Origin of the sequence: Tenacibaculum crassostreae (genome assembly GCF_964512405.1) — a bacterium.
GTDB classification, from domain to species: Bacteria; Bacteroidota; Bacteroidia; order Flavobacteriales; family Flavobacteriaceae; genus Polaribacter; species Polaribacter crassostreae.
Map to the genome: position 1 here is coordinate 100,327 of NZ_CAZELE010000001.1, position 18,272 is coordinate 118,598.

An 18,272-nucleotide genomic window follows, 5' to 3' on the forward strand; every position below is an offset into this window, starting at 1 on the left:
ATCCTGCATAAATTTATGCAGGATTTTTATTTTTGAAATATGAATAAAGAGCAAATAATACATAATACCATAGAGTTTGTAAAAGAAACTTTAAAAGGAGCTGAAGGAGGACACGATTTTTTTCATATAGAACGTGTGTATAAGAATACATTATTGATCGCTAAAAATGAAAATGTAGATGAGTTTATAGTATCCTTAGGAGCCTTATTACATGACATTGCTGATAGTAAGTTTTATGATGGAGATGAAACTGTTGGGCCAAAGAAAGCAAGAGTATTTTTAGAAAACGAACAAGTACCTGAAGAAATCATTTCTCATATTGAGAATATTATTTTAAATATATCTTTTAAAGGTGGAAATTTTGAGCAAAAATTTAGTTCTCCAGAGTTAGCTGTAATTCAAGATGCAGATCGATTAGATGCTATTGGTGCTATTGGTATTGCACGCTGTTTTAATTATGGAGGATTTAAAAATCGTGAGTTGTACAACCCAGAAATTCCACCGAATTTAAAAATGACCAAAGAGGAATATAAAAAATCTACAGCACCAACAATTAATCATTTTTATGAGAAATTACTATTGCTAAAAGATAAGATGAATACGAAAACAGGAAAAGAAATTGCTGCTAAAAGACATGCCTTTATGGAAGAGTATTTAGAACAGTTCTATAATGAATGGAATGGATTGTTTTAACAAAAATTAACACAATAACTCAATGTTTTGATTTTTTTGGTAAAAAATCATTACGAATATTTGGTTATTATTGAAATTAATATATATTTGCTTCAGTTAATAACCCCCTTTTTATTAATGTAATCCCCTTATTGTAAAAAGAAATAGCATCTAAATTTATTTAGATGCTATTTTTATATACTAACTAGATTAAAATAGTTTATTTTCCAGGAAAATTTGGCTTTCTTTTTTCTAAAAACGCAGTTGTTCCTTCTTTAAAATCTTCTGTTCCAAAACAACTTCCAAATTCTTTGATTTCTGTTTCAAAACCGTTTGTTCCATCTTTAAAATTATCGTTTACAGCTTTGATTGCTGCTGCGATAGCTACCGATGAGTTTCTCATAATTTTTGAAGCTATTTTTTCAGCCAATGGTAGTAATTCTTCTAACGAAGTTACATGATTAACTAAACCAGCTTCTTTGGCTTCATCAGCAGAAATCATACCCGCGGTCATTACTAACTCCATAGCTTTTCCTTTACCTACAAGTTGAGGTAAACGTTGCGTGCCTCCGTACCCAGGAATTACTCCTAACGATACTTCTGGTAATCCCATTTTAGCATTGTCTGATGCTACTCTAAAATGGCAAGCCATAGCTAACTCTAATCCACCTCCTAAAGCAAACCCGTTTACAGCAGCAATTACAGGAGTTGATAAGTTTTCTACAAAGTCGAATAAAATTTCTTGACCTTTTCTGGCTAACATACCACCTTCTTCAACAGAAAAATGGGCAAATTCAGAAATATCGGCACCAGCAACAAAAGCTTTATCTCCACTTCCTGTAATAATTATCACTTTAACATTGGTGTCTGCGTCTAAAGTTTTAAAAGCATTGTGTAATTCTTCTATAGTTACTTTGTTTAACGCGTTAAGTTTTTTGGGTCTGTTGATTGTGATAGTTGCTAATCCGTTAGATTCTTCAACTAAAATATTTTCAAAATTCATAAAATTATGTTTTTGGTAAAATTACGGTAAAAACTGTTCCAATTCCTTTGGTTGAAGTAAAAGAAATAGAGCCGTCATACGCTTCAATTATATTTTTTATCATAGGTAAACCTAAGCCCATTCCGCTTGTTTTAGTAGTAAACTTAGGTTCGAAAATAAGGTCTTTGTTTTTGTCATCAATTCCTTTTCCGTTATCAGAAACTATAATTTTAACATTGTTTCCTTCTTGCGAAACTTTAACCTCAATTTTTGGATTGTTTTCGGTCTCTTTTATCGCTTGTATCGCGTTTTTCACGAGGTTTGTTACAATACGAACTAGTTGAGTTTTATCTAGGTTTGCAAACAATACTTTTTCTTGCGGGAAATAATGAATATAGCTTTCGGTAAAAATATCGATAGAGTGCTTTACTACGTCGATTACATCTAGTTGTTCTCTGCGTTGTGTTGGCATTTTAGCAAAATCAGAAAAAGCAGAAGCAATAGAACTCATCACATCAATTTGTTGAATAAGTGTTTCACTAAACTCCGCCATTTTTTCTTTTGATGTAGGGTCGGTTGGGTCGAACTTTCTTTCAAAACTTTGTACCGATAAACGCATAGGAGTTAGCGGGTTTTTAATCTCGTGTGCAACTTGTTTTGCCATTTCTCTCCATGCTTGCTCACGTTCACTTTTTGCAAGTCGAGCAGCACTATCTTCAAGCTGATCAATCATACTATTATATGACTCAACTAATGAGTTGATTTCTGAGCTAGAAGAGTAGTTTAATGTGATTTTTTCATTACGCTTATTTAAACGTGTTTCTTTAATTTTTTCAGAAATTGTTTGAATAGATCGTGTAATATAACTCGATAAAAAATATGCCAAAACTATGGCGACAATCAACATTAAAAGGTACACTAATGAGAGTCTAGAAATAAATTCGCGTAGCTCTTTTTTTTGCTCTTCATTATCTTGAGCTATTTGCAACTCTAAAATTCCTATTCTTTTAAAACGAGTATCGTGTATGTAAGTAAAAGAAGATTGATAGGTAATGCCTTTTACAATGTTAGTTTTTGGAATTCTATGATTTGAGTTTTTTGCAAGCTCATTAATTGTTTCCTCAGACAGATTTTGTCCTTCTTTTTTATCAAAATTGTAAGGTATAGATGATTTTAATAAGTTTCCATCCATATCATACATAGAAATTGTAAGCTTGTGAACATTAGCTATATCATAAATTCTATCTTGAAAAATTTTAGCTATATTTTCTGTAGTAACAGGGTAAGTTGTTCTACGAGTTAGTTCAATATCTATATCTTGTTTTGTTGAGGCTTCTTTACGTTCAAAACGAGAAGCGTTATAGTCTTTTGTTTGTTCGTCGTATTGATAAATAGTTACGAACACAATTAAAATAGAGGTCAATAATATTAAAAGTATCATTGACAAGAATATTCTAATTCGTAGCGATATGTTATTAAAGATGCGCAATTTTAGTGTTCAATTCTTTTTGATTTCATAAATAAAGTATCGTCTTTTTCTCCGTCATCGTCCCAATCGTAAATTACGGTGCCTTCAAAACCTTCTTTTGTTTGTTTTATTGCATACCACGCTTGTACTTGTTTTCCTAAATACGGATAATCAATAAACAAACTATCTCCTTTAGTTTTCCATTTTCCATCGGTTTCGCCTACTTTTTTTCCGTCAGGTTGTAAAAACCAAGCTGAAAAAGTTCCGTCATTCTTATATGACGATTGCGCTTTTCCTGAATTAGGTTTGCTAAAATCGTCTTCAAAAACAGAAGTGCTGTCGGTTTCGTTTGCGGTTAAATACTCAATTTTAATATAAGAGGTTTCCCAGTTTCCAACCATATAATCTTGTAATGTAGGTTCTTTTTTTTCTTGTTTGCAAGCAACAAAAAACATTCCGAAAAGTACAGCTGTTATAAAATAGTTAGTTTTCATAATATTATGATTGGAGTTTTTCTTCTTTAGTGTGTAATAAACGAGTAAGTTTGATAGATAAATCTAACAAAATAATTTTAGCATTTCCGTTTCTTTCAATATGATATTGTGCATCGCTTATTTCTTTTTCAATCGTAAGAATATTGGCACTGTGAACAAACGGGGCAAATTTTGCCAATTCAAAATTAGCAGATTGTGTTTCTAAAAACACTAAATCTGGAGTTCCATAATTAAGTAACAATGCTTGCCTAAAAAATTGCAAGCAATATTGTAAAAACTGCTTTTGTGTTTCACGACCAGTTTTTGAAATTTCTTCAGACCACCCTATTAAATCTTGAATAACAGCAGCGTTTCCTTTAGCTTTAAAGGCTGCACGAATCCAGGTGATAAACCACTGTTCAAAGATTAAATCGTTAGAATTATTGTTTAAGATGTGTAGCGCTTTGTTATAATTTCCTTCAGATTGATGCGCAATTTTAATTGCTTCATTTTCTGAAATTCCTTTTTGCTGAACTAAAGTGCTCGCAATATCACTTTCACTTAACACAGGAAAATGTAAGGCTTGGCATCGAGATTTTATAGTGTTTATGATTTGACCTTCGTCTTCGGCAACTAAAATGAAAACCGTTTTACTAGGTGGTTCTTCAATTAATTTTAATAATTTGTTAGAGGCAGCAGTGTTCATTTTTTCTGCCATCCAAATAATCATTACTTTAAAGCCACCTTCGTACGATTTTAACTGTAGCTTTTTAACAATATCTTCAGCTTCATCTACTCCAATTTGCCCTTGTTTGTTTTCAACTCCTATATGTTGTAACCAGTTAAACAAACTTCCGTAAGGTTGTTCTTCAACAAAAGTGCGCCAATCTTCTAAAAACAAATTACTCACAGGGTGTTTTTTTACCGAGTCGTTAGTAGTTACTGGAAAAGCAAAATGTAAATCAGGATGTTGTAATTTATTACACTTTAAGTTACAAGCTTCTTGGTTATTAGAAAAACTACATAACAAATGTTGCGCGTAGGCAATAGCCATAGGAAGAGTTCCGCTACCTTCTTTACCTACAAAGAGTTGTGCATGCGGAATTCTATTATTTTCAGCCGATTGCTTTAAGTGTTTTTTTATATGATCTTGCCCAATAATTTCGTCGAAAGCCATACCACAAATATAACACATCAAACAAAGTGAACAATCGATTATAAATAAATGATATAATGAGTGAGTATATTGTTTAGAACGATTCTATTTTAGTATATTTGCAAGCTAAAAATACGTGTTTTTTGAGTACGATTGCGACATTACATATAGGAGAAAAAGGAATTATATTAGAAGAATGCTTAGATAAAATTCCTTTAAAATTGTTAGAAATGGGATGTTTACCAGGTGCAGAAGTAGAATTACTACAAATAGCCCCGTTAAAAGACCCGATTTATATATGCGTAAACGGAAGTCATTTAGCAATTAGAAAAGAAACAGCTCAAGAAATATTAATAAGCAAAATTTAACTGATGAAAGAACGTATTCATGTTGCGTTAATTGGAAATCCGAATACAGGGAAAACGTCATTATTTAATCAGTTAACAGGGTTAAATCAAAAAGTAGGGAATTACCCAGGAGTTACAGTAGATAAAAAGGAGGGTGTTTGTAAATTGCCGAATGATACAACTGCAACCATTACCGATTTACCCGGGACTTACAGCATCAATCCAACATCCGCAGACGAAAGTATCGTGCTAACTTCGTTGATAAATGAAGAAAAACCAGATGTTGTTTTGGTAGTTGCCGATGTAGAAAACTTAAAAAGAAACCTACTTTTATTCACTCAAATTCAAGATTTAGAAGTTCCTACATTGTTAGTAATTAACATGGCAGATCAAATGAAGTCTAAAGGAATTTCTATTGATGTTGAATTGTTAAAGAAAGAACTTAAAACTGAAGTTGTTTTAATAAGTGCGCGAAAAAACAGTGAAATAAATAAGGTTAAAGAAAAAATTGCGGTGCTCTCAAAATTAAAAGAGCAACAACCATTATGTGCAATTTCTCATAAAATTGATGCAGAATATTTTGAAGAATTAAGAAAAGTAAGCCCAAATTATTCGTTATACGAATTATGGTTGATGGTTACTCAAAACCATTTTCCAGAAGGAATTTCTGCTAAAGAGAAAGAACGAATTTTAGAGCTTCAAACCGATGTTAGTAGAGTAAAAAGAAATCAACATAAAGAAACAATTTATCGATATCAGGCAATTAATAATGTGCTAAAATCAGTGTATAGTGTAGATAAAACAAAAGCAACCGATGTAAGAAGCAGGCTCGATAAAATATTTACACATAAAATATTCGGATACGTAATTTTCTTCGGATTGTTGTTGTTGATTTTTCAATCTATTTTCGATTGGGCATCTACACCAATGGATTTTATAGATGGATTATTCGCAGACATAGCTGAATTTACAAAAGCACAATTACCAGCAGGTATGTTTACCGATTTGTTGACAGATGGTGTAATCCCTGGTATAGGAGGTGTGGTTATTTTTATTCCGCAGATAGCAATTCTATTTTTATTTATTGCCATTTTAGAAGAAACAGGATATATGAGTAGGGTGGTGTTTTTAATGGATAAAATTATGCGTCGTTTTGGGATGAGTGGTAAAAGCGTAATTCCGTTAATTTCAGGAACAGCATGTGCGATACCAGCAATTATGGCAACTAGAACCATATCGAGTTGGAAAGAACGCTTAATAACCATTTTGGTTACTCCGTTTACAACCTGTTCAGCACGACTACCAGTGTATGCGATTTTAATTGCGTTGATTATACCCGACACTAAATTATTTGGCTTTTTAAGTTTACAAGGAGTCACCTTGTTGGGCTTATATGTATTAGGATTTGCAGCAGCGATTATATCAGCATACATATTGCATAAAACCTTAAAAATTAAAAACAAGTCGTTTTTTGTGGTTGAAATGCCAAATTATAAGGTTCCATCTGTAAAAAACGTGTTGTTTGATGTAATTGAAAAAACGAAGGCATTTGTTTTTGGGGCGGGAAAAATCATTTTAGCAATCTCAATTATATTATGGTTTTTAGCTTCTCACGGTCCAGAATCGTTTAAAAATGCTGAAAAAAACGTAGTTGAAAATGTAAATAACCAAGAACTTTCAGAAGAAGAATTGTCAAAAAAAGTAGCTTCAGCTAAACTAGAAAAGTCGTATATTGGAATAGCTGGAAAAACAATAGAACCCGTAGTTAAACCATTAGGTTATGATTGGAAGATTGGTATAGGTTTAATCAGTTCTTTTGCTGCTCGTGAAGTGTTTATAGGTACGTTGGCAACCATTTATAGTGTTGAAGATGATAGTGAAGATGCTACTACAATTAAGCAAAAAATGGCTTCAGAGATAAATCCAGAAACAGGGAAAAAGCGTTTTGATTTTGCCACAGGAATCTCACTATTGCTATTCTATGCGTTTGCAATGCAATGTATGGCAACTTTAGCAATTGTAAAACGTGAAACCAAAAGCTGGAAGTGGCCTATTATTCAGTTAGTAAGTATGGGGATATTAGCATACTTATCTGCTTTTGCAGCCTATCAAATTTTAAGTTAATGCAAGAATTTTTAACATATTTAGTTGTTTGTTTAGCTGTTGTTTTTTTAGTGAAAAAGTTTTTTTTCAAACCTAAAAAAAGCAAGAATTGCGATACTAATTGTAACTGTTCTTAACTTATTTATTTAAACATTAGAAGCTTTAAAAATTCATTTCGGTACTATCTTTGCTGAAGAATGAAATTGTAATTATTAAAAATAGATTATGAGAAAAATACTTTTTGCTGCTATAGTTTTCATCAGTTCACTTACACAAGCACAACAAGAAATAAAAGCAGATTTGTTCGATGCTTTGGCGTTTAAAACGCTAGAAGTTTCTTATGAATATTATACTACAGAACGTTCATCGATAGGTATTTCTGCATTGTTCAATTTTGAAAAAAGAGCGGCAGATTTTAAATACAATGAAAAAAGAATGTTTACTCCGTTTTTTAGACATTATTTTACAAGCAATAGTAACTGGAATTATTTCGGAGAGGTTTTTATGGGAATAAATACAGGTGAAAGAGAAATAGAGCTAGACGGATCTCCAAATTCTTATAAAGAATATACCGATGGGGCTTTAGGTGTTGCAGTAGGGTCTAAGTATGTGTCTTCAGGCGGGTTTGTAATTGATGTTTACGGAGGTTTAGGTAGAAACCTTTTTACATCTGAATCTAGAGCAGTTGTTCCAAGAGTTGGAATTAACTTAGGATATCGATTTTAAATTGATAAAAAATATAGATAAAAAGCTCGCTTATGCGGGCTTTTTTAGTTTACTAATAATGTTAGCAATAAGAAAACTAAAAATAGCGGGAAGAACCCATCCTAAATTTTGATCCGCTAACGGAATAGTATTTTTAATTGTTGAAAGAGATTCGGGCTTGGTGATGAACCCTAAAAAGTCAGGGATACTAAATATAAAAGTAACTACAACTACAACCTTAAACACTAGTGCAGAAGAGTATTTTTCAGGTAAAACGTTTAGTATAATTAAAACTATAGTTATTGGGTAAATAAACATTAGTGCAGGTAATGCAATGTTGATGATATAATGCACGTCAAATTGCCCCACAATTATTCCGAGTAAACAACCAATAATTACTGTAGCAGTAAAAACTTTTTGAGAATTGTTATTAATTCCTTTAAAATAATCAGCGGTACCTGTAATAATACCAACAGCAGTGGTAAAACATGCTAAGGCAACTAAAACACTTAAAAATATAGTACCAATAGATCCTAAAGTTTGAGTGCTTAAACTAGTAAGTACTTGAGTTCTATTTGCATTTTCTGGAAATATTGAACTAAAGTTTGCTCCGTTATATATTAAACCAGCGTAAATGATTAGCAATCCAAAACCAGCTATAAATCCTGCTTTGGTAATGAGTTCTTTTTTCTCGTTAAAAGAAGTATCTTTTTTAAAGTTCATAGATATAACTAGTACACCACCAACGACAACAGCTCCTATTGCATCAAAAGTTTGGTAACCTTCAAGTAAACCACTAATTAAAGGAGAGGTAAAAGTAGAAGTTTGAATGGTTTCTGGTGTAGTAAATACTCCAACAAAAATGATAGTCAATAAAATTAAAATGATAAGCGGAGTTAAGAACTTTCCTATTAAATTCAATAGCTTAGACCGGTTCATTACAAAAATATACACTAGTGAAAAACAGACAGTACTCGTAAGTAATGAGCTCGTGTTAAAGTAAGGTGCTATAGCCATTTCGTGCGTTACCGAAGCTGTTCTAGGTGCAGGTAAAGCTATTGAAATAGCATACACAACAAAACAATAAACTAAACTAAATGTAGGTGATACTTTTTTCCCAAAATCGTACATAGTACCTTGTAACTTTGCATGCGCTAAAATTCCTAGAATAGGAATAAAAACAGCGGTAACAAAAAAACCAAGAGTTACCCAAAACCATAAATCACCAGCGTTTTTACCTAAAAAAGGAGGTAAAATTAAATTACCAGCTCCAAAAAACATTGAAAATAAAGCGAACCCGTTTATAAATATCTCCTTAGTTTTGTTCATTGCTTACAAAATTTGTTACAGACGAATATACATTAAAAAATAATGGCAAAATTTAAGGAAACAACAGTTTTTTATACAGACAAAGGCAAAGGAAATTGTGTCGTTCTATTACATGGTTTTTTAGAAAATATAACAATGTGGAATGACGTTGTAACTGAGGTTTCAAAAAGAAATAGAGTTGTTTGTATTGATTTGTTAGGTCATGGAAAAACAGCTTGTGTTGGGTATATTCATTCCATGGAAGAAATGGCGGATGCTGTAAAAGCGGTATTAAAAGAACTTAGAATACGAAAAGCTATTTTTATAGGACATTCTATGGGAGGATATGTTTCGTTGGCATTTGCTGAAAAGTATCCTGAGAATGTAAAAGCGTTGTGTTTATTAAATTCTACTACACAAGAAGATTCCGAAGAACGAAAGGAGTTACGTTTAAGAGCTAGTAAAATGGCACAAACCAATTATGAAGCTTTGGTAAAAATGTCGATAACCAATTTGTTTGCAGAGGCTTCACGTGAACAGTTTTCCAAAGAAATAGAAACCATTAAAACTGAAGCACTGAAAACTCCAGTTCAAGGATACATTGCAGCAACAAAAGGAATGAGATTACGAGAAAATAAAGAAACGATTTTTCAAACTATAGAAAAACGATTGATTATCTCTGGAATTGATGACCCTTTGCTAGAGGAACAAAGCATAAAAGAAGAAGGTGTTAGAACAAACACACCTGTGGTTTTTTTACCTCACGGACATATGAGCCATATAGAAGCTAAAACAGAATTGATTAAAGAGTTAGCCAACTTTATAAAAGCCTAGTTTTTTCTGTTATTTTTGCAACTCAAAACTTATTTCATGAAAACGTACCATTTAGCAAAAGAGAACTCCATTTTAAATAAATTTTTAGCTGAACTTAGAGATGTTTCTCTTCAAAAAGATTCAATGCGTTTTCGTAGAAATATTGAAAGAATTGGTGAAATTTTAGGATACGAACTGAGTAAAGAATTGTCGTACGCATCTAAAGATGTAACGACTCCTTTAGGAGTTAAAAGCACTAATTTACCTACTAACAATGTGGTTTTATGTTCAATTCTAAGAGCGGGCTTACCGTTGCATAACGGATTGTTAAATTATTTTGACGATGCTGAAAATGCTTTTATCTCTGCATACCGTCATCACCCAAACAATGATGCAGAATTTGAAATTGTTGTTGAGTATTTTGCTTCTCCAGCTATTGATGGAAAAACCTTGTTATTAGTGGATCCAATGTTGGCAACAGGTCGTTCATTGGTAGCAGTTTATGAAGCTATAAAAAAATACGGAACTCCTAAAGAAATTAAAATTGTATCTGTAATTGGCTCTACAGAAGGTGTATCTTATGTAGCAAAACACCTACCAGAAAACACCGATTTATGGATTGCCGATATAGATGAAAAACTTAATGATAAAGGTTATATTATACCAGGGTTAGGAGATGCAGGAGACTTAGCTTTTGGAGCAAAATTATAATTATAGTATTACTGACATTGCAAACGAAGCGATTAAGAATAGTAGTATAATAATATCTGCATACCATTTCTTTTGAAAAAATTCAATTCCGTTAGCTAACACTACCGATAAAGGAAAAAACACATACAAAAACTCACTGCCTGAATCATCTTTAACAAGGATTAAGATAACAGTTGTTATTACAAGTTGAGTTAAGATTAATATCCAGTTTTTTCTAAATTTATTTTTAACTGAAAATGCTTTCGGGCTTTTTAAAAGAACCGAAATAATTACAAAAAAACTTATAAAAATAATTGGTATTAGTAATTTTTGATTCAAATACATACTTAAATCAGGATTAAAATCCCAATTAAAAAGAGAGGTAAACTTTTCGGGCTTATCATACCAAAAATGATAAGTAAAGTATAAAAATAATGGTCCGAAAATACCTATTACTGGAATTAAAAGAGTTTGATAGGTAAATCGCTGGTGTAGAAATATTGATAAATATAATAAGAGAATTAATAAGCCAGTATAAGGTTCAATCAAAAAAGAGATACCAAGCCAAAGTCCACCATCAAAAAGCTTATGAAATACGTTTTTAGACGATTGTAAACTATATACTTTTCGCAAAAAAAGCAGCACGGTTAAATTTGCAAAAAAAGTATTATTAATTCGTATTGTATCAGGAAAAAAACCTATTAGTATTACAAAAAACAAAAAAGCAAAAGAGTTGTCGTAGGTTAACAGGTTTTTAGCAATAATAAAATTGTAAACAGAAAAAACCACCAAAAACCAAGCAATTTCTTTTACCAGAATAAATGATAATTCTTTAGAAAAAACACTCAAAACAAAATACCCTAAAAAAAGCCCAAAGAGTACTATAAAATTTATAGGTTTAGATTTACCGAAAAAATTGGCTAACATGGTTTCTTTTTATACTTTTGCAACTGTAAAGATACTTAAGATATGATAGCAGGCAATATTTTTAAATGGATTGGTAGTTTATTTACCGACTTTTTATTCTTACCTTTTAACTGGTTACGCTTAGGTGTAGCTAAATCAGATGCTGGGTGGTGGACTTCAAACACTATAAACTGGTTGTTTTTAGTAGTTTTATTAGTGTTATTCGCTTATTGGATGAAAGAATCAGCGAAGTTCTTAAAAGAAGGAACTGAAGACAGAGCCTAATTTCTATACAATTTGGGAAGTAAAAATAAATTAAAGCGTTTCAAAGAAAATGAAACGTTCGCTAATGTTATTCAACCAACTCGAGAAGAAGTTATCAATAATTTTTCTCTAAAGGGTAAATGGAATACATTCTTCAAAAACGACAATCCGATAGTTTTGGAACTAGGTTGTGGTAAGGGAGAGTACACCATTGCTTTAGCAGAAAAAAATCCTGATAAAAACTTCATCGGAATAGATATCAAAGGAGCTCGTTTTTGGCGTGGTGCTAAAACAGCAATTGAAAGCGATATGAATAATGTTGCTTTTATAAGAACTCAAATAGAGTTGGTAGATTATATTTTTGCTGAAAATGAAGTTGATGAAATTTGGATTACTTTTCCAGATCCTCAAATTAAATATCAACGCACAAAACATAGAATGACCAATACTACCTTCTTAAAAAGATATCACAAAATTTTAAAGGAAGAAGGTTGTGTAAACCTAAAGACTGATAGCGAATTCATGCACGGATATACCTTAGGGTTATTACATGGTGAAGGTCATGAAATTTTACACGCTAACCACGATGTGTATAAAAACTACTATTCACCAGAAGAAGTAATTAGTACACAAACATTTTACGAAAAACAATATTTAGAAATCGGCAAACCGATTACTTATATAAAGTTCAAACTAAACTATTAAATCCTGCAAATCGCAGGATTTTTTGTTTATGTACTTTTTAACAGAAAATAAAAGAAGCCTATATTTACCATATGACAGATAAAAATTTCTTCGAAAAAGTATATGAAGTAGCACGTTTAATTCCTTACGGAAGAGTAACAAGCTACGGTGCTATCGCTGCGTATTTAGGAGCAGCACGATCAGCTCGTATGGTGGGATGGGCGATGAATAACTCATCGGAAAAAGAAGTGCCTGCTCACAGAGTGGTAAATAGAAAAGGTTTGCTAACAGGAAAACATCATTTTGACGGAACAAACCTCATGCAACAGTTATTAGAAAGTGAAGGGGTTAAGGTGATTGACAACCAAATTCAAGACTTTGAAAAGGTATTCTGGAACCCGAGTAACGAGCTATAAAACCAACTTATCAACCTATAAATATTACCAATCTAAACACTTTATTTTCTGAGGGGTAAAATGTATCTTTGCAGTTAAGATTAAATAAAAATAAGAACAAGCTGATAGTTTGCTGTTTAAGCACTTACCATAAAAACATGAGTTTTAAAAAACAAGATATATACAAGGCGTTAGAAACAATTACAGCACCAGGAGAAGGTAAAAGTTTAATTGAAAACGAAAATGTAACTAACGTTGTAAGTTTTGGAGACGAGGTAATCGTTGATGTTACGATTTCTAATCCGTCATTACAAGCTAAAAAGAAAGTTGAAGTTGAAATAATGAAAGCAATTCACGAACATGTTGATCAAAAGATTGATGTAAAAGTGAATGTAAAAGTTGAGGTTCAACAAAAAGAAAATCCAAATCAAATTAGAGGAAAAGAAATTCCGAATATTCAAAATATCATTGCTATTGCATCTGGTAAAGGCGGTGTAGGAAAGTCTACCATTACCTCTAACATGGCTGTATCATTAGCTAAAATGGGATTCAAAGTTGGGGTTTTAGATGCAGATGTTTATGGTCCTTCTCAACACTTAATGTTTGATGTTGAAAGAGAAAAACCATTAGCGGTAAATGTTAATGGGCGTTCAAAAATGAAGCCTATTGAAAGTTACGGAGTAAAATTATTATCACTAGGCTTCTTTACCGATCCGAGTCAAGCAGTAATTTGGCGTGGACCAATGGCATCCAAAGCATTAAATCAATTAATTTTTGATGCAGATTGGGGAGAGTTAGATTTCTTATTAATCGATTTACCTCCAGGTACAGGAGATGTACATTTGTCAATAGTACAAGCAGTACCAATTAACGGAGCCGTTGTAGTAAGTACACCACAAAACATTGCTTTAGCCGATGCTAAAAAAGGGGTGGCAATGTTTCAACAAGAAAGCATCAACGTACCTGTGTTAGGTATTGTTGAGAACATGGCGTATTTTACACCAGCAGAATTACCGGATAATAAATATTATATTTTTGGTCAAGGAGGTGCTAAAAACTTAGCAGAAGATATAGAAACGAGTTTCTTAGGAGAAATTCCATTAGTACAGAGTATTCGTGAAGCTGGTGATGTTGGTCATCCAGTAGCGTTGCAAGATAACACACCATTATCTGAAGCGTTTACTGAAGTAACTAAAGAAATGGTTTCGCAACTATTAAAAAGAAATGCAAATTTACCACCAACCGAGGTGGTTCGTATAACTACGATGAGTGGTTGTAGTACAAAATAAAAACGTATGGCAGCAGCAGAAATTAGAAATAATGTAGAGAAAGCTTTAGAAGAAATCCGTCCTTTTTTAGTGAGTGATGGAGGTAACATAAAGCTATTGTCTATTGAAGATAATATTGTAAAGGTACAGTTAGAAGGTGCGTGTAGTGGTTGTTCAGTAAACCAAATGACCTTGAAGAACGGTGTTGAGGCTACTATAAAAAAGTATGCTCCTCAAATTGAAGAGGTTATAAATGTAGCGTAACTGATAAAAATCAGTTTTTTAAACTTTTTCAAAAGGTACTTTTGCACAAGTAAACAGCATAAAAATTCCTGCTTATTAATTGTAAGCAGGAATCTCATTTATAAATAAAGATTAGATTTTATCAAAATGATAAAAACAGACATACTAATTATTGGCGCAGGTCCTACAGGATTATTCACAGTTTTTGAAGCAGGATTATTAAAATTGCGTTGTCATTTAATTGATGCATTGCCACAACCAGGAGGACAATGTTCAGAGATTTATCCGAAGAAACCAATTTATGACATTCCAGCATATCCAGAGATTTTAGCAGGTGATTTAACCGATAAATTGATGGAACAAATTAAACAGTTCGAGCCTACTTTTACCTTAGGAGAACGCGCCGATACCATTGAAAAGCAAGAAGACGGAACATTTATCGTAACTACAAATAAAGGAACAAAACACCAAGCTCCCGTAGTTGCTATTGCTGGTGGATTAGGTAGTTTTGAGCCTCGTAAACCACCTATCAACAATATTTCGAATTATGAAGATAAGGGTGTAGAGTATATGATTAAAGAACCAGAAATGTACCGCGATAAAGATGTGGTAATTGCTGGTGGTGGAGATTCTGCATTAGATTGGTCTATCTTTTTAACCGATGTTGCAAAATCGGTTACGTTAATTCATAGAAGAAACGAGTTTAGAGGTCATTTAGATTCTGTAGATCAAGTTCAAAAGCTAAAAGATGAAGGAAAAATTAACTTAGTAACTCCTGCAGAAGTAAAAGGTATTGTTGGTGATGGAAAAGTTGAAGGTGTTTTAGTGGAACAAAAAGACAAAGAGCCATATACTTTAGCTTGTGATCATTTTATTCCACTTTTTGGTTTAGCTCCTAAACTTGGACCTATTGCTAATTGGGGATTAGAGATTGAAAAAAATGCAATTAAAGTAAATAATGCGTTAGATTATCAAACCAATATTGAAGGAATTTACGCGATTGGTGATGTAAATACATACCCAGGAAAACTAAAGTTAATTTTATGTGGTTTTCACGAAGCAACGTTAATGTGTCAAAGTGCTTATCAACGCATCCATCCAGATAAAAAATATGTAATGAAATATACTACGGTTGGTGGAGTTACAGGTTTTGATGGAACTAAAAAGGAAGCTCCAAAAGCTGTAGTAAAAGCGATTAATTAATGAGCTTAATCGATTACATACAACAACTTTCAGAAGATAAATTATTGTACTTCGCTTTACCTGTGTTTTTTATTTCGATGTTGGTAGAATACCAGTTTGCGAAAGAAAAATACTATAGTAAAGACACGGGTATTTCGTTGTTAATGATGGTGTTTTCTGCTATTGTAGAATTTATACCAAAAGTTGCAGCTTTTATAGCGTTTTTCTATTTGCACGAAATAACTCCGTTAAAAGATGTTGTTGGGCGTCAATGGTGGGCGTGGATACTCTTATTTTTTGCTGATGATTTTGCGTATTACTGGTTTCATAGAGTAAATCACGAAGTACGTTTATTTTGGGCGGGTCATGTGCCACATCATTCATCAATTTATATGAATTTAGGAACAGCGTTGCGTCAAGGAGTTGGTGAACGTATTCATAAATTTTTCTTTTGGATGTGGATTCCTTTATTAGGGTTTGATCCGTTGATGATGTTTACGATGATGGGCGTAAGTTTAATATATCAGTTTTTTGTACATACCGAATTGGTAGATAAATTACCAAAACCTATTGAGTTTATTTTTAACACACCATCGCATCACAGAGTACATCACGCATCTAATATTCGTTATTTAGATTGCAATCATGCAGGAATTCTAATTATTTGGGATCGTATGTTTGGTACGTTTTCAAAAGAATTGAAAGAAGTTGACAAGCCAGTATATGGTTTAACCGTTAATATAGAAACTTACAACCCAGTTAAAGTAGCAACACATGAATATGCCGCTATTTGGAACGATGTAAAACGTGCAAAAAAATGGAGTGATAAGCTAAATTATATTTTCAATTCACCTGGTTGGAGTCATGATGGAGAAGATAAAAGAGCAAAAACACTTCGTAAAAAAATGAATTTGTAATGGAACAAGATATCACAATAAAAATTACTGACAGAGATGGTGTAACGCATGAAGTACAAGCACCTACAGATATGGCTATGAACTTAATGGAAGTAGTTCGTTCGTACGAGTTAGCTCCTGAAGGAACTATTGGTATTTGCGGCGGTATGGCAATGTGTGCTTCTTGCCAATGTTATGTAAAGTCAAACCATGAATTACCAGAGATGGGAGACGATGAAGGAGCGATGTTAGCAGAGGCTTTTTATGTAGAAGATAACAGTCGTTTAGGATGTCAAATTCAAATGACACCAGAACTAGATGGTTTAGAAGTAGAATTAGCGCCTGAAAGCTAATAAAAAACTCCACTTTTTGTTATATTTGTAGAACAACAACTAAAGTTCTAGAAATGTATTGGTTAGATCTTTTATCGCATTTAAAATTTATGATAAAACGCAATCCAGAGTAGGGTGTTAGTGTATTTTAAATAGTTAATAATGTGCCAATAAGTTTTGGTACACGTTGTATTAATCATTAAAACATTAACAAAATGCCTTTTTATCATAAATTAGGAAAAATACCTCCTAAACGACACACACAATTCCGTAAAGAAGACGGAAATTTATATTACGAGCAATTATTTGGTACTATTGGTTTTGACGGTATGTCAACTAATTCATACCACGAATTTAGACCAACAATGGTTAAAGAAATTCGTAAACAATATTCTGTTGCTCCAAAAGTTGCTAAAGCAAACAATATTCAATCATATCGATTTAGAGGATTTCAAGTGCCTCCTCAAAACGATTATTTAGAGAGTAGAAAAGTTGTGTTAACAAACTCTGATTGTAACATTATTTTATCGGCTCCTAAAGAATCAACCAAAGATTATTTTTACAAAAATACAGATGCAGACGAAGTAATTTTTGTTCATAAAGGAACAGGAAAGTTACGCACAATGTATGGTAATCTTGACTTTAAATATGGAGATTATTTAGTAATTCCTCGCGGAATGATTTATAAACTAGATTTTGATGATGAAAACAATCGTTTGTTTATTGTTGAATCGTATCGTCCTGTTTATACTCCAAAGCGTTATCGTAACTGGTTTGGTCAATTACTTGAGCACTCTCCTTTCTGTGAGCGTGATATCCGCAGACCAGAGGAATTAGAAACCTATGCTGAAAAGGGAGACTTTTTAATTAAAGTAAAAAAGCAAGATGAAATTATTGAAATGGTATACGCATCACATCCTTTTGATGTAGTAGGATATGATGGATATAACTATCCGTATGCTTTTTCAATTCACGATTTTGAACCGATAACAGGTCGTATTCATCAACCGCCTCCAGTGCACCAAACTTTTGAAACCGATGCATTCGTAATATGTAGTTTTGTACCTCGTTTGTATGATTATCATCCAAATGCAATTCCAGCGCCATACAATCACAGTAATATTGATTCTGATGAGGTTTTATACTATGTAGATGGAGATTTTATGAGTAGAAATGATATCGATGCAGGACATATTTCATTGCATCCAGCAGGTATTCCTCATGGTCCACATCCAGGAGCAACCGAAAGAAGTATCGGAGAAACTGTTACAGAAGAGTTAGCGGTTATGGTTGATACATTTAAACCATTACAAGTAACAGAAGAAGCTATGAAAATAGCGGATGAAGATTATTACAAATCTTGGTTAGAGTAGTTCGTCATTAAG

General features: G+C 32.6%; 21 protein-coding genes. 15 read left to right on the forward strand and 6 right to left on the reverse strand.

Annotated features, from left to right (window positions below; genetic code table 11):
* The first annotated feature begins 39 nt into the window (after window positions 1–39).
* The gene (locus tag ACKTST_RS00445; RefSeq protein ID WP_408045825.1) at window positions 40–693 is read left to right on the forward strand and encodes an HD domain-containing protein; all 654 of its coding nucleotides are present in this window, start codon (window positions 40–42) and stop codon (window positions 691–693) included.
* Between the two features lie 199 nt (window positions 694–892).
* On the opposite strand, the gene ACKTST_RS00450 is transcribed toward ACKTST_RS00445, so the two are convergent.
* From ACKTST_RS00450 to ACKTST_RS00465, 4 genes are read right to left on the reverse strand one after another with little or no spacing between them, the layout of a single operon-like run.
* A complete protein-coding gene (locus ACKTST_RS00450) occupies window positions 893–1,675 on the reverse strand; it encodes an enoyl-CoA hydratase/isomerase family protein (RefSeq protein ID WP_408045826.1) in 783 nt (260 codons plus the stop codon).
* A 4-nt stretch (window positions 1,676–1,679) separates the two neighbouring features.
* Complete coding sequence (locus ACKTST_RS00455; protein WP_408045827.1) at window positions 1,680–3,095, reverse strand: sensor histidine kinase; 1,416 nt, start codon at window positions 3,093–3,095, stop codon at window positions 1,680–1,682.
* 50 nt (window positions 3,096–3,145) lie between these two features.
* On the reverse strand, window positions 3,146–3,616 hold the full coding sequence (locus ACKTST_RS00460; RefSeq protein ID WP_408045828.1) for a hypothetical protein: 471 nt from the start codon (window positions 3,614–3,616) through the stop codon (window positions 3,146–3,148).
* 4 nt (window positions 3,617–3,620) lie between these two features.
* Complete coding sequence (locus ACKTST_RS00465) at window positions 3,621–4,772, reverse strand: DNA polymerase III subunit (RefSeq protein ID WP_408045829.1); 1,152 nt, start codon at window positions 4,770–4,772, stop codon at window positions 3,621–3,623.
* A 122-nt stretch (window positions 4,773–4,894) separates the two neighbouring features.
* On the opposite strand from ACKTST_RS00465, the gene ACKTST_RS00470 reads away from it, so the two are divergent.
* The 3 genes from ACKTST_RS00470 to ACKTST_RS00480 all read left to right on the forward strand — a co-directional run bounded on the left by ACKTST_RS00470 (window position 4,895) and on the right by ACKTST_RS00480 (window position 7,927).
* Window positions 4,895–5,119 carry a FeoA family protein gene (locus ACKTST_RS00470; protein ID WP_408045830.1) on the forward strand — a complete coding sequence of 75 codons (225 nt, stop codon included), beginning with the start codon at window positions 4,895–4,897 and terminating at the stop codon, window positions 5,117–5,119.
* Between the two features lie 3 nt (window positions 5,120–5,122).
* On the forward strand, window positions 5,123–7,222 hold the full coding sequence (feoB, locus tag ACKTST_RS00475; protein ID WP_408045831.1) for a ferrous iron transport protein B: 2,100 nt from the start codon (window positions 5,123–5,125) through the stop codon (window positions 7,220–7,222).
* Between the two features lie 204 nt (window positions 7,223–7,426).
* A complete protein-coding gene (locus ACKTST_RS00480; protein WP_408045832.1) occupies window positions 7,427–7,927 on the forward strand; it encodes a DUF3575 domain-containing protein in 501 nt (166 codons plus the stop codon).
* Window positions 7,928–7,957: 30 nt separating this feature from the next.
* On the opposite strand, the gene brnQ is transcribed toward ACKTST_RS00480, so the two are convergent.
* Entirely contained in the window at window positions 7,958–9,235 is a 1,278-nt protein-coding gene (gene brnQ / locus ACKTST_RS00485; RefSeq protein WP_408045833.1) for a branched-chain amino acid transport system II carrier protein, read from the reverse strand.
* Window positions 9,236–9,277: 42 nt separating this feature from the next.
* Between brnQ and ACKTST_RS00490 the strand changes: the two genes are divergently transcribed.
* Window positions 9,278–10,048 (forward strand): alpha/beta fold hydrolase, encoded by a 771-nt coding sequence (locus ACKTST_RS00490; protein WP_408045834.1) that lies wholly within the window; start codon window positions 9,278–9,280, stop codon window positions 10,046–10,048.
* Between the two features lie 36 nt (window positions 10,049–10,084).
* Window positions 10,085–10,738, forward strand: a complete 654-nt coding sequence (gene upp, locus ACKTST_RS00495) for a uracil phosphoribosyltransferase (protein WP_408045835.1) — start codon at window positions 10,085–10,087, stop codon at window positions 10,736–10,738.
* Here upp and ACKTST_RS00500 read toward each other — a convergent pair whose 3' ends face one another.
* Window positions 10,739–11,644 (reverse strand): DUF6427 family protein, encoded by a 906-nt coding sequence (locus ACKTST_RS00500; protein ID WP_408045836.1) that lies wholly within the window; start codon window positions 11,642–11,644, stop codon window positions 10,739–10,741. It abuts the gene before it with no gap.
* A 42-nt stretch (window positions 11,645–11,686) separates the two neighbouring features.
* On the opposite strand from ACKTST_RS00500, the gene ACKTST_RS00505 reads away from it, so the two are divergent.
* The 9 genes from ACKTST_RS00505 (at window position 11,687) to ACKTST_RS00545 (ending at window position 18,260) form a co-directional block, all read left to right on the forward strand.
* The gene (locus tag ACKTST_RS00505) at window positions 11,687–11,908 is read left to right on the forward strand and encodes a DUF6341 family protein (protein WP_408045837.1); all 222 of its coding nucleotides are present in this window, start codon (window positions 11,687–11,689) and stop codon (window positions 11,906–11,908) included.
* 12 nt (window positions 11,909–11,920) lie between these two features.
* Window positions 11,921–12,592 carry a tRNA (guanosine(46)-N7)-methyltransferase TrmB gene (gene trmB / locus ACKTST_RS00510; protein WP_408045838.1) on the forward strand — a complete coding sequence of 224 codons (672 nt, stop codon included), beginning with the start codon at window positions 11,921–11,923 and terminating at the stop codon, window positions 12,590–12,592.
* Window positions 12,593–12,663: 71 nt separating this feature from the next.
* Complete coding sequence (locus ACKTST_RS00515) at window positions 12,664–12,987, forward strand: MGMT family protein (protein WP_408045839.1); 324 nt, start codon at window positions 12,664–12,666, stop codon at window positions 12,985–12,987.
* Between the two features lie 137 nt (window positions 12,988–13,124).
* On the forward strand, window positions 13,125–14,255 hold the full coding sequence (locus tag ACKTST_RS00520) for an Mrp/NBP35 family ATP-binding protein (protein WP_408045840.1): 1,131 nt from the start codon (window positions 13,125–13,127) through the stop codon (window positions 14,253–14,255).
* A gap of 6 nt (window positions 14,256–14,261) precedes the next feature.
* The gene (locus ACKTST_RS00525) at window positions 14,262–14,498 is read left to right on the forward strand and encodes a NifU family protein (protein WP_408045841.1); all 237 of its coding nucleotides are present in this window, start codon (window positions 14,262–14,264) and stop codon (window positions 14,496–14,498) included.
* Window positions 14,499–14,624: 126 nt separating this feature from the next.
* Window positions 14,625–15,680, forward strand: coding sequence for an NAD(P)/FAD-dependent oxidoreductase (locus ACKTST_RS00530; protein ID WP_408045842.1), 1,056 nt, complete (start codon window positions 14,625–14,627; stop codon window positions 15,678–15,680).
* Window positions 15,680–16,576 (forward strand): sterol desaturase family protein, encoded by an 897-nt coding sequence (locus tag ACKTST_RS00535; protein ID WP_408045843.1) that lies wholly within the window; start codon window positions 15,680–15,682, stop codon window positions 16,574–16,576. The genes ACKTST_RS00530 and ACKTST_RS00535 overlap by 1 nt, the downstream gene beginning before the upstream one ends.
* On the forward strand, window positions 16,576–16,908 hold the full coding sequence (locus tag ACKTST_RS00540; RefSeq protein WP_408045844.1) for a 2Fe-2S iron-sulfur cluster-binding family protein: 333 nt from the start codon (window positions 16,576–16,578) through the stop codon (window positions 16,906–16,908). Before ACKTST_RS00535 ends, ACKTST_RS00540 begins: the two co-directional genes overlap by 1 nt.
* A 194-nt stretch (window positions 16,909–17,102) precedes the next feature.
* Complete coding sequence (locus ACKTST_RS00545; protein ID WP_408045845.1) at window positions 17,103–18,260, forward strand: homogentisate 1,2-dioxygenase; 1,158 nt, start codon at window positions 17,103–17,105, stop codon at window positions 18,258–18,260.
* Window positions 18,261–18,272: the final 12 nt, after the last annotated feature.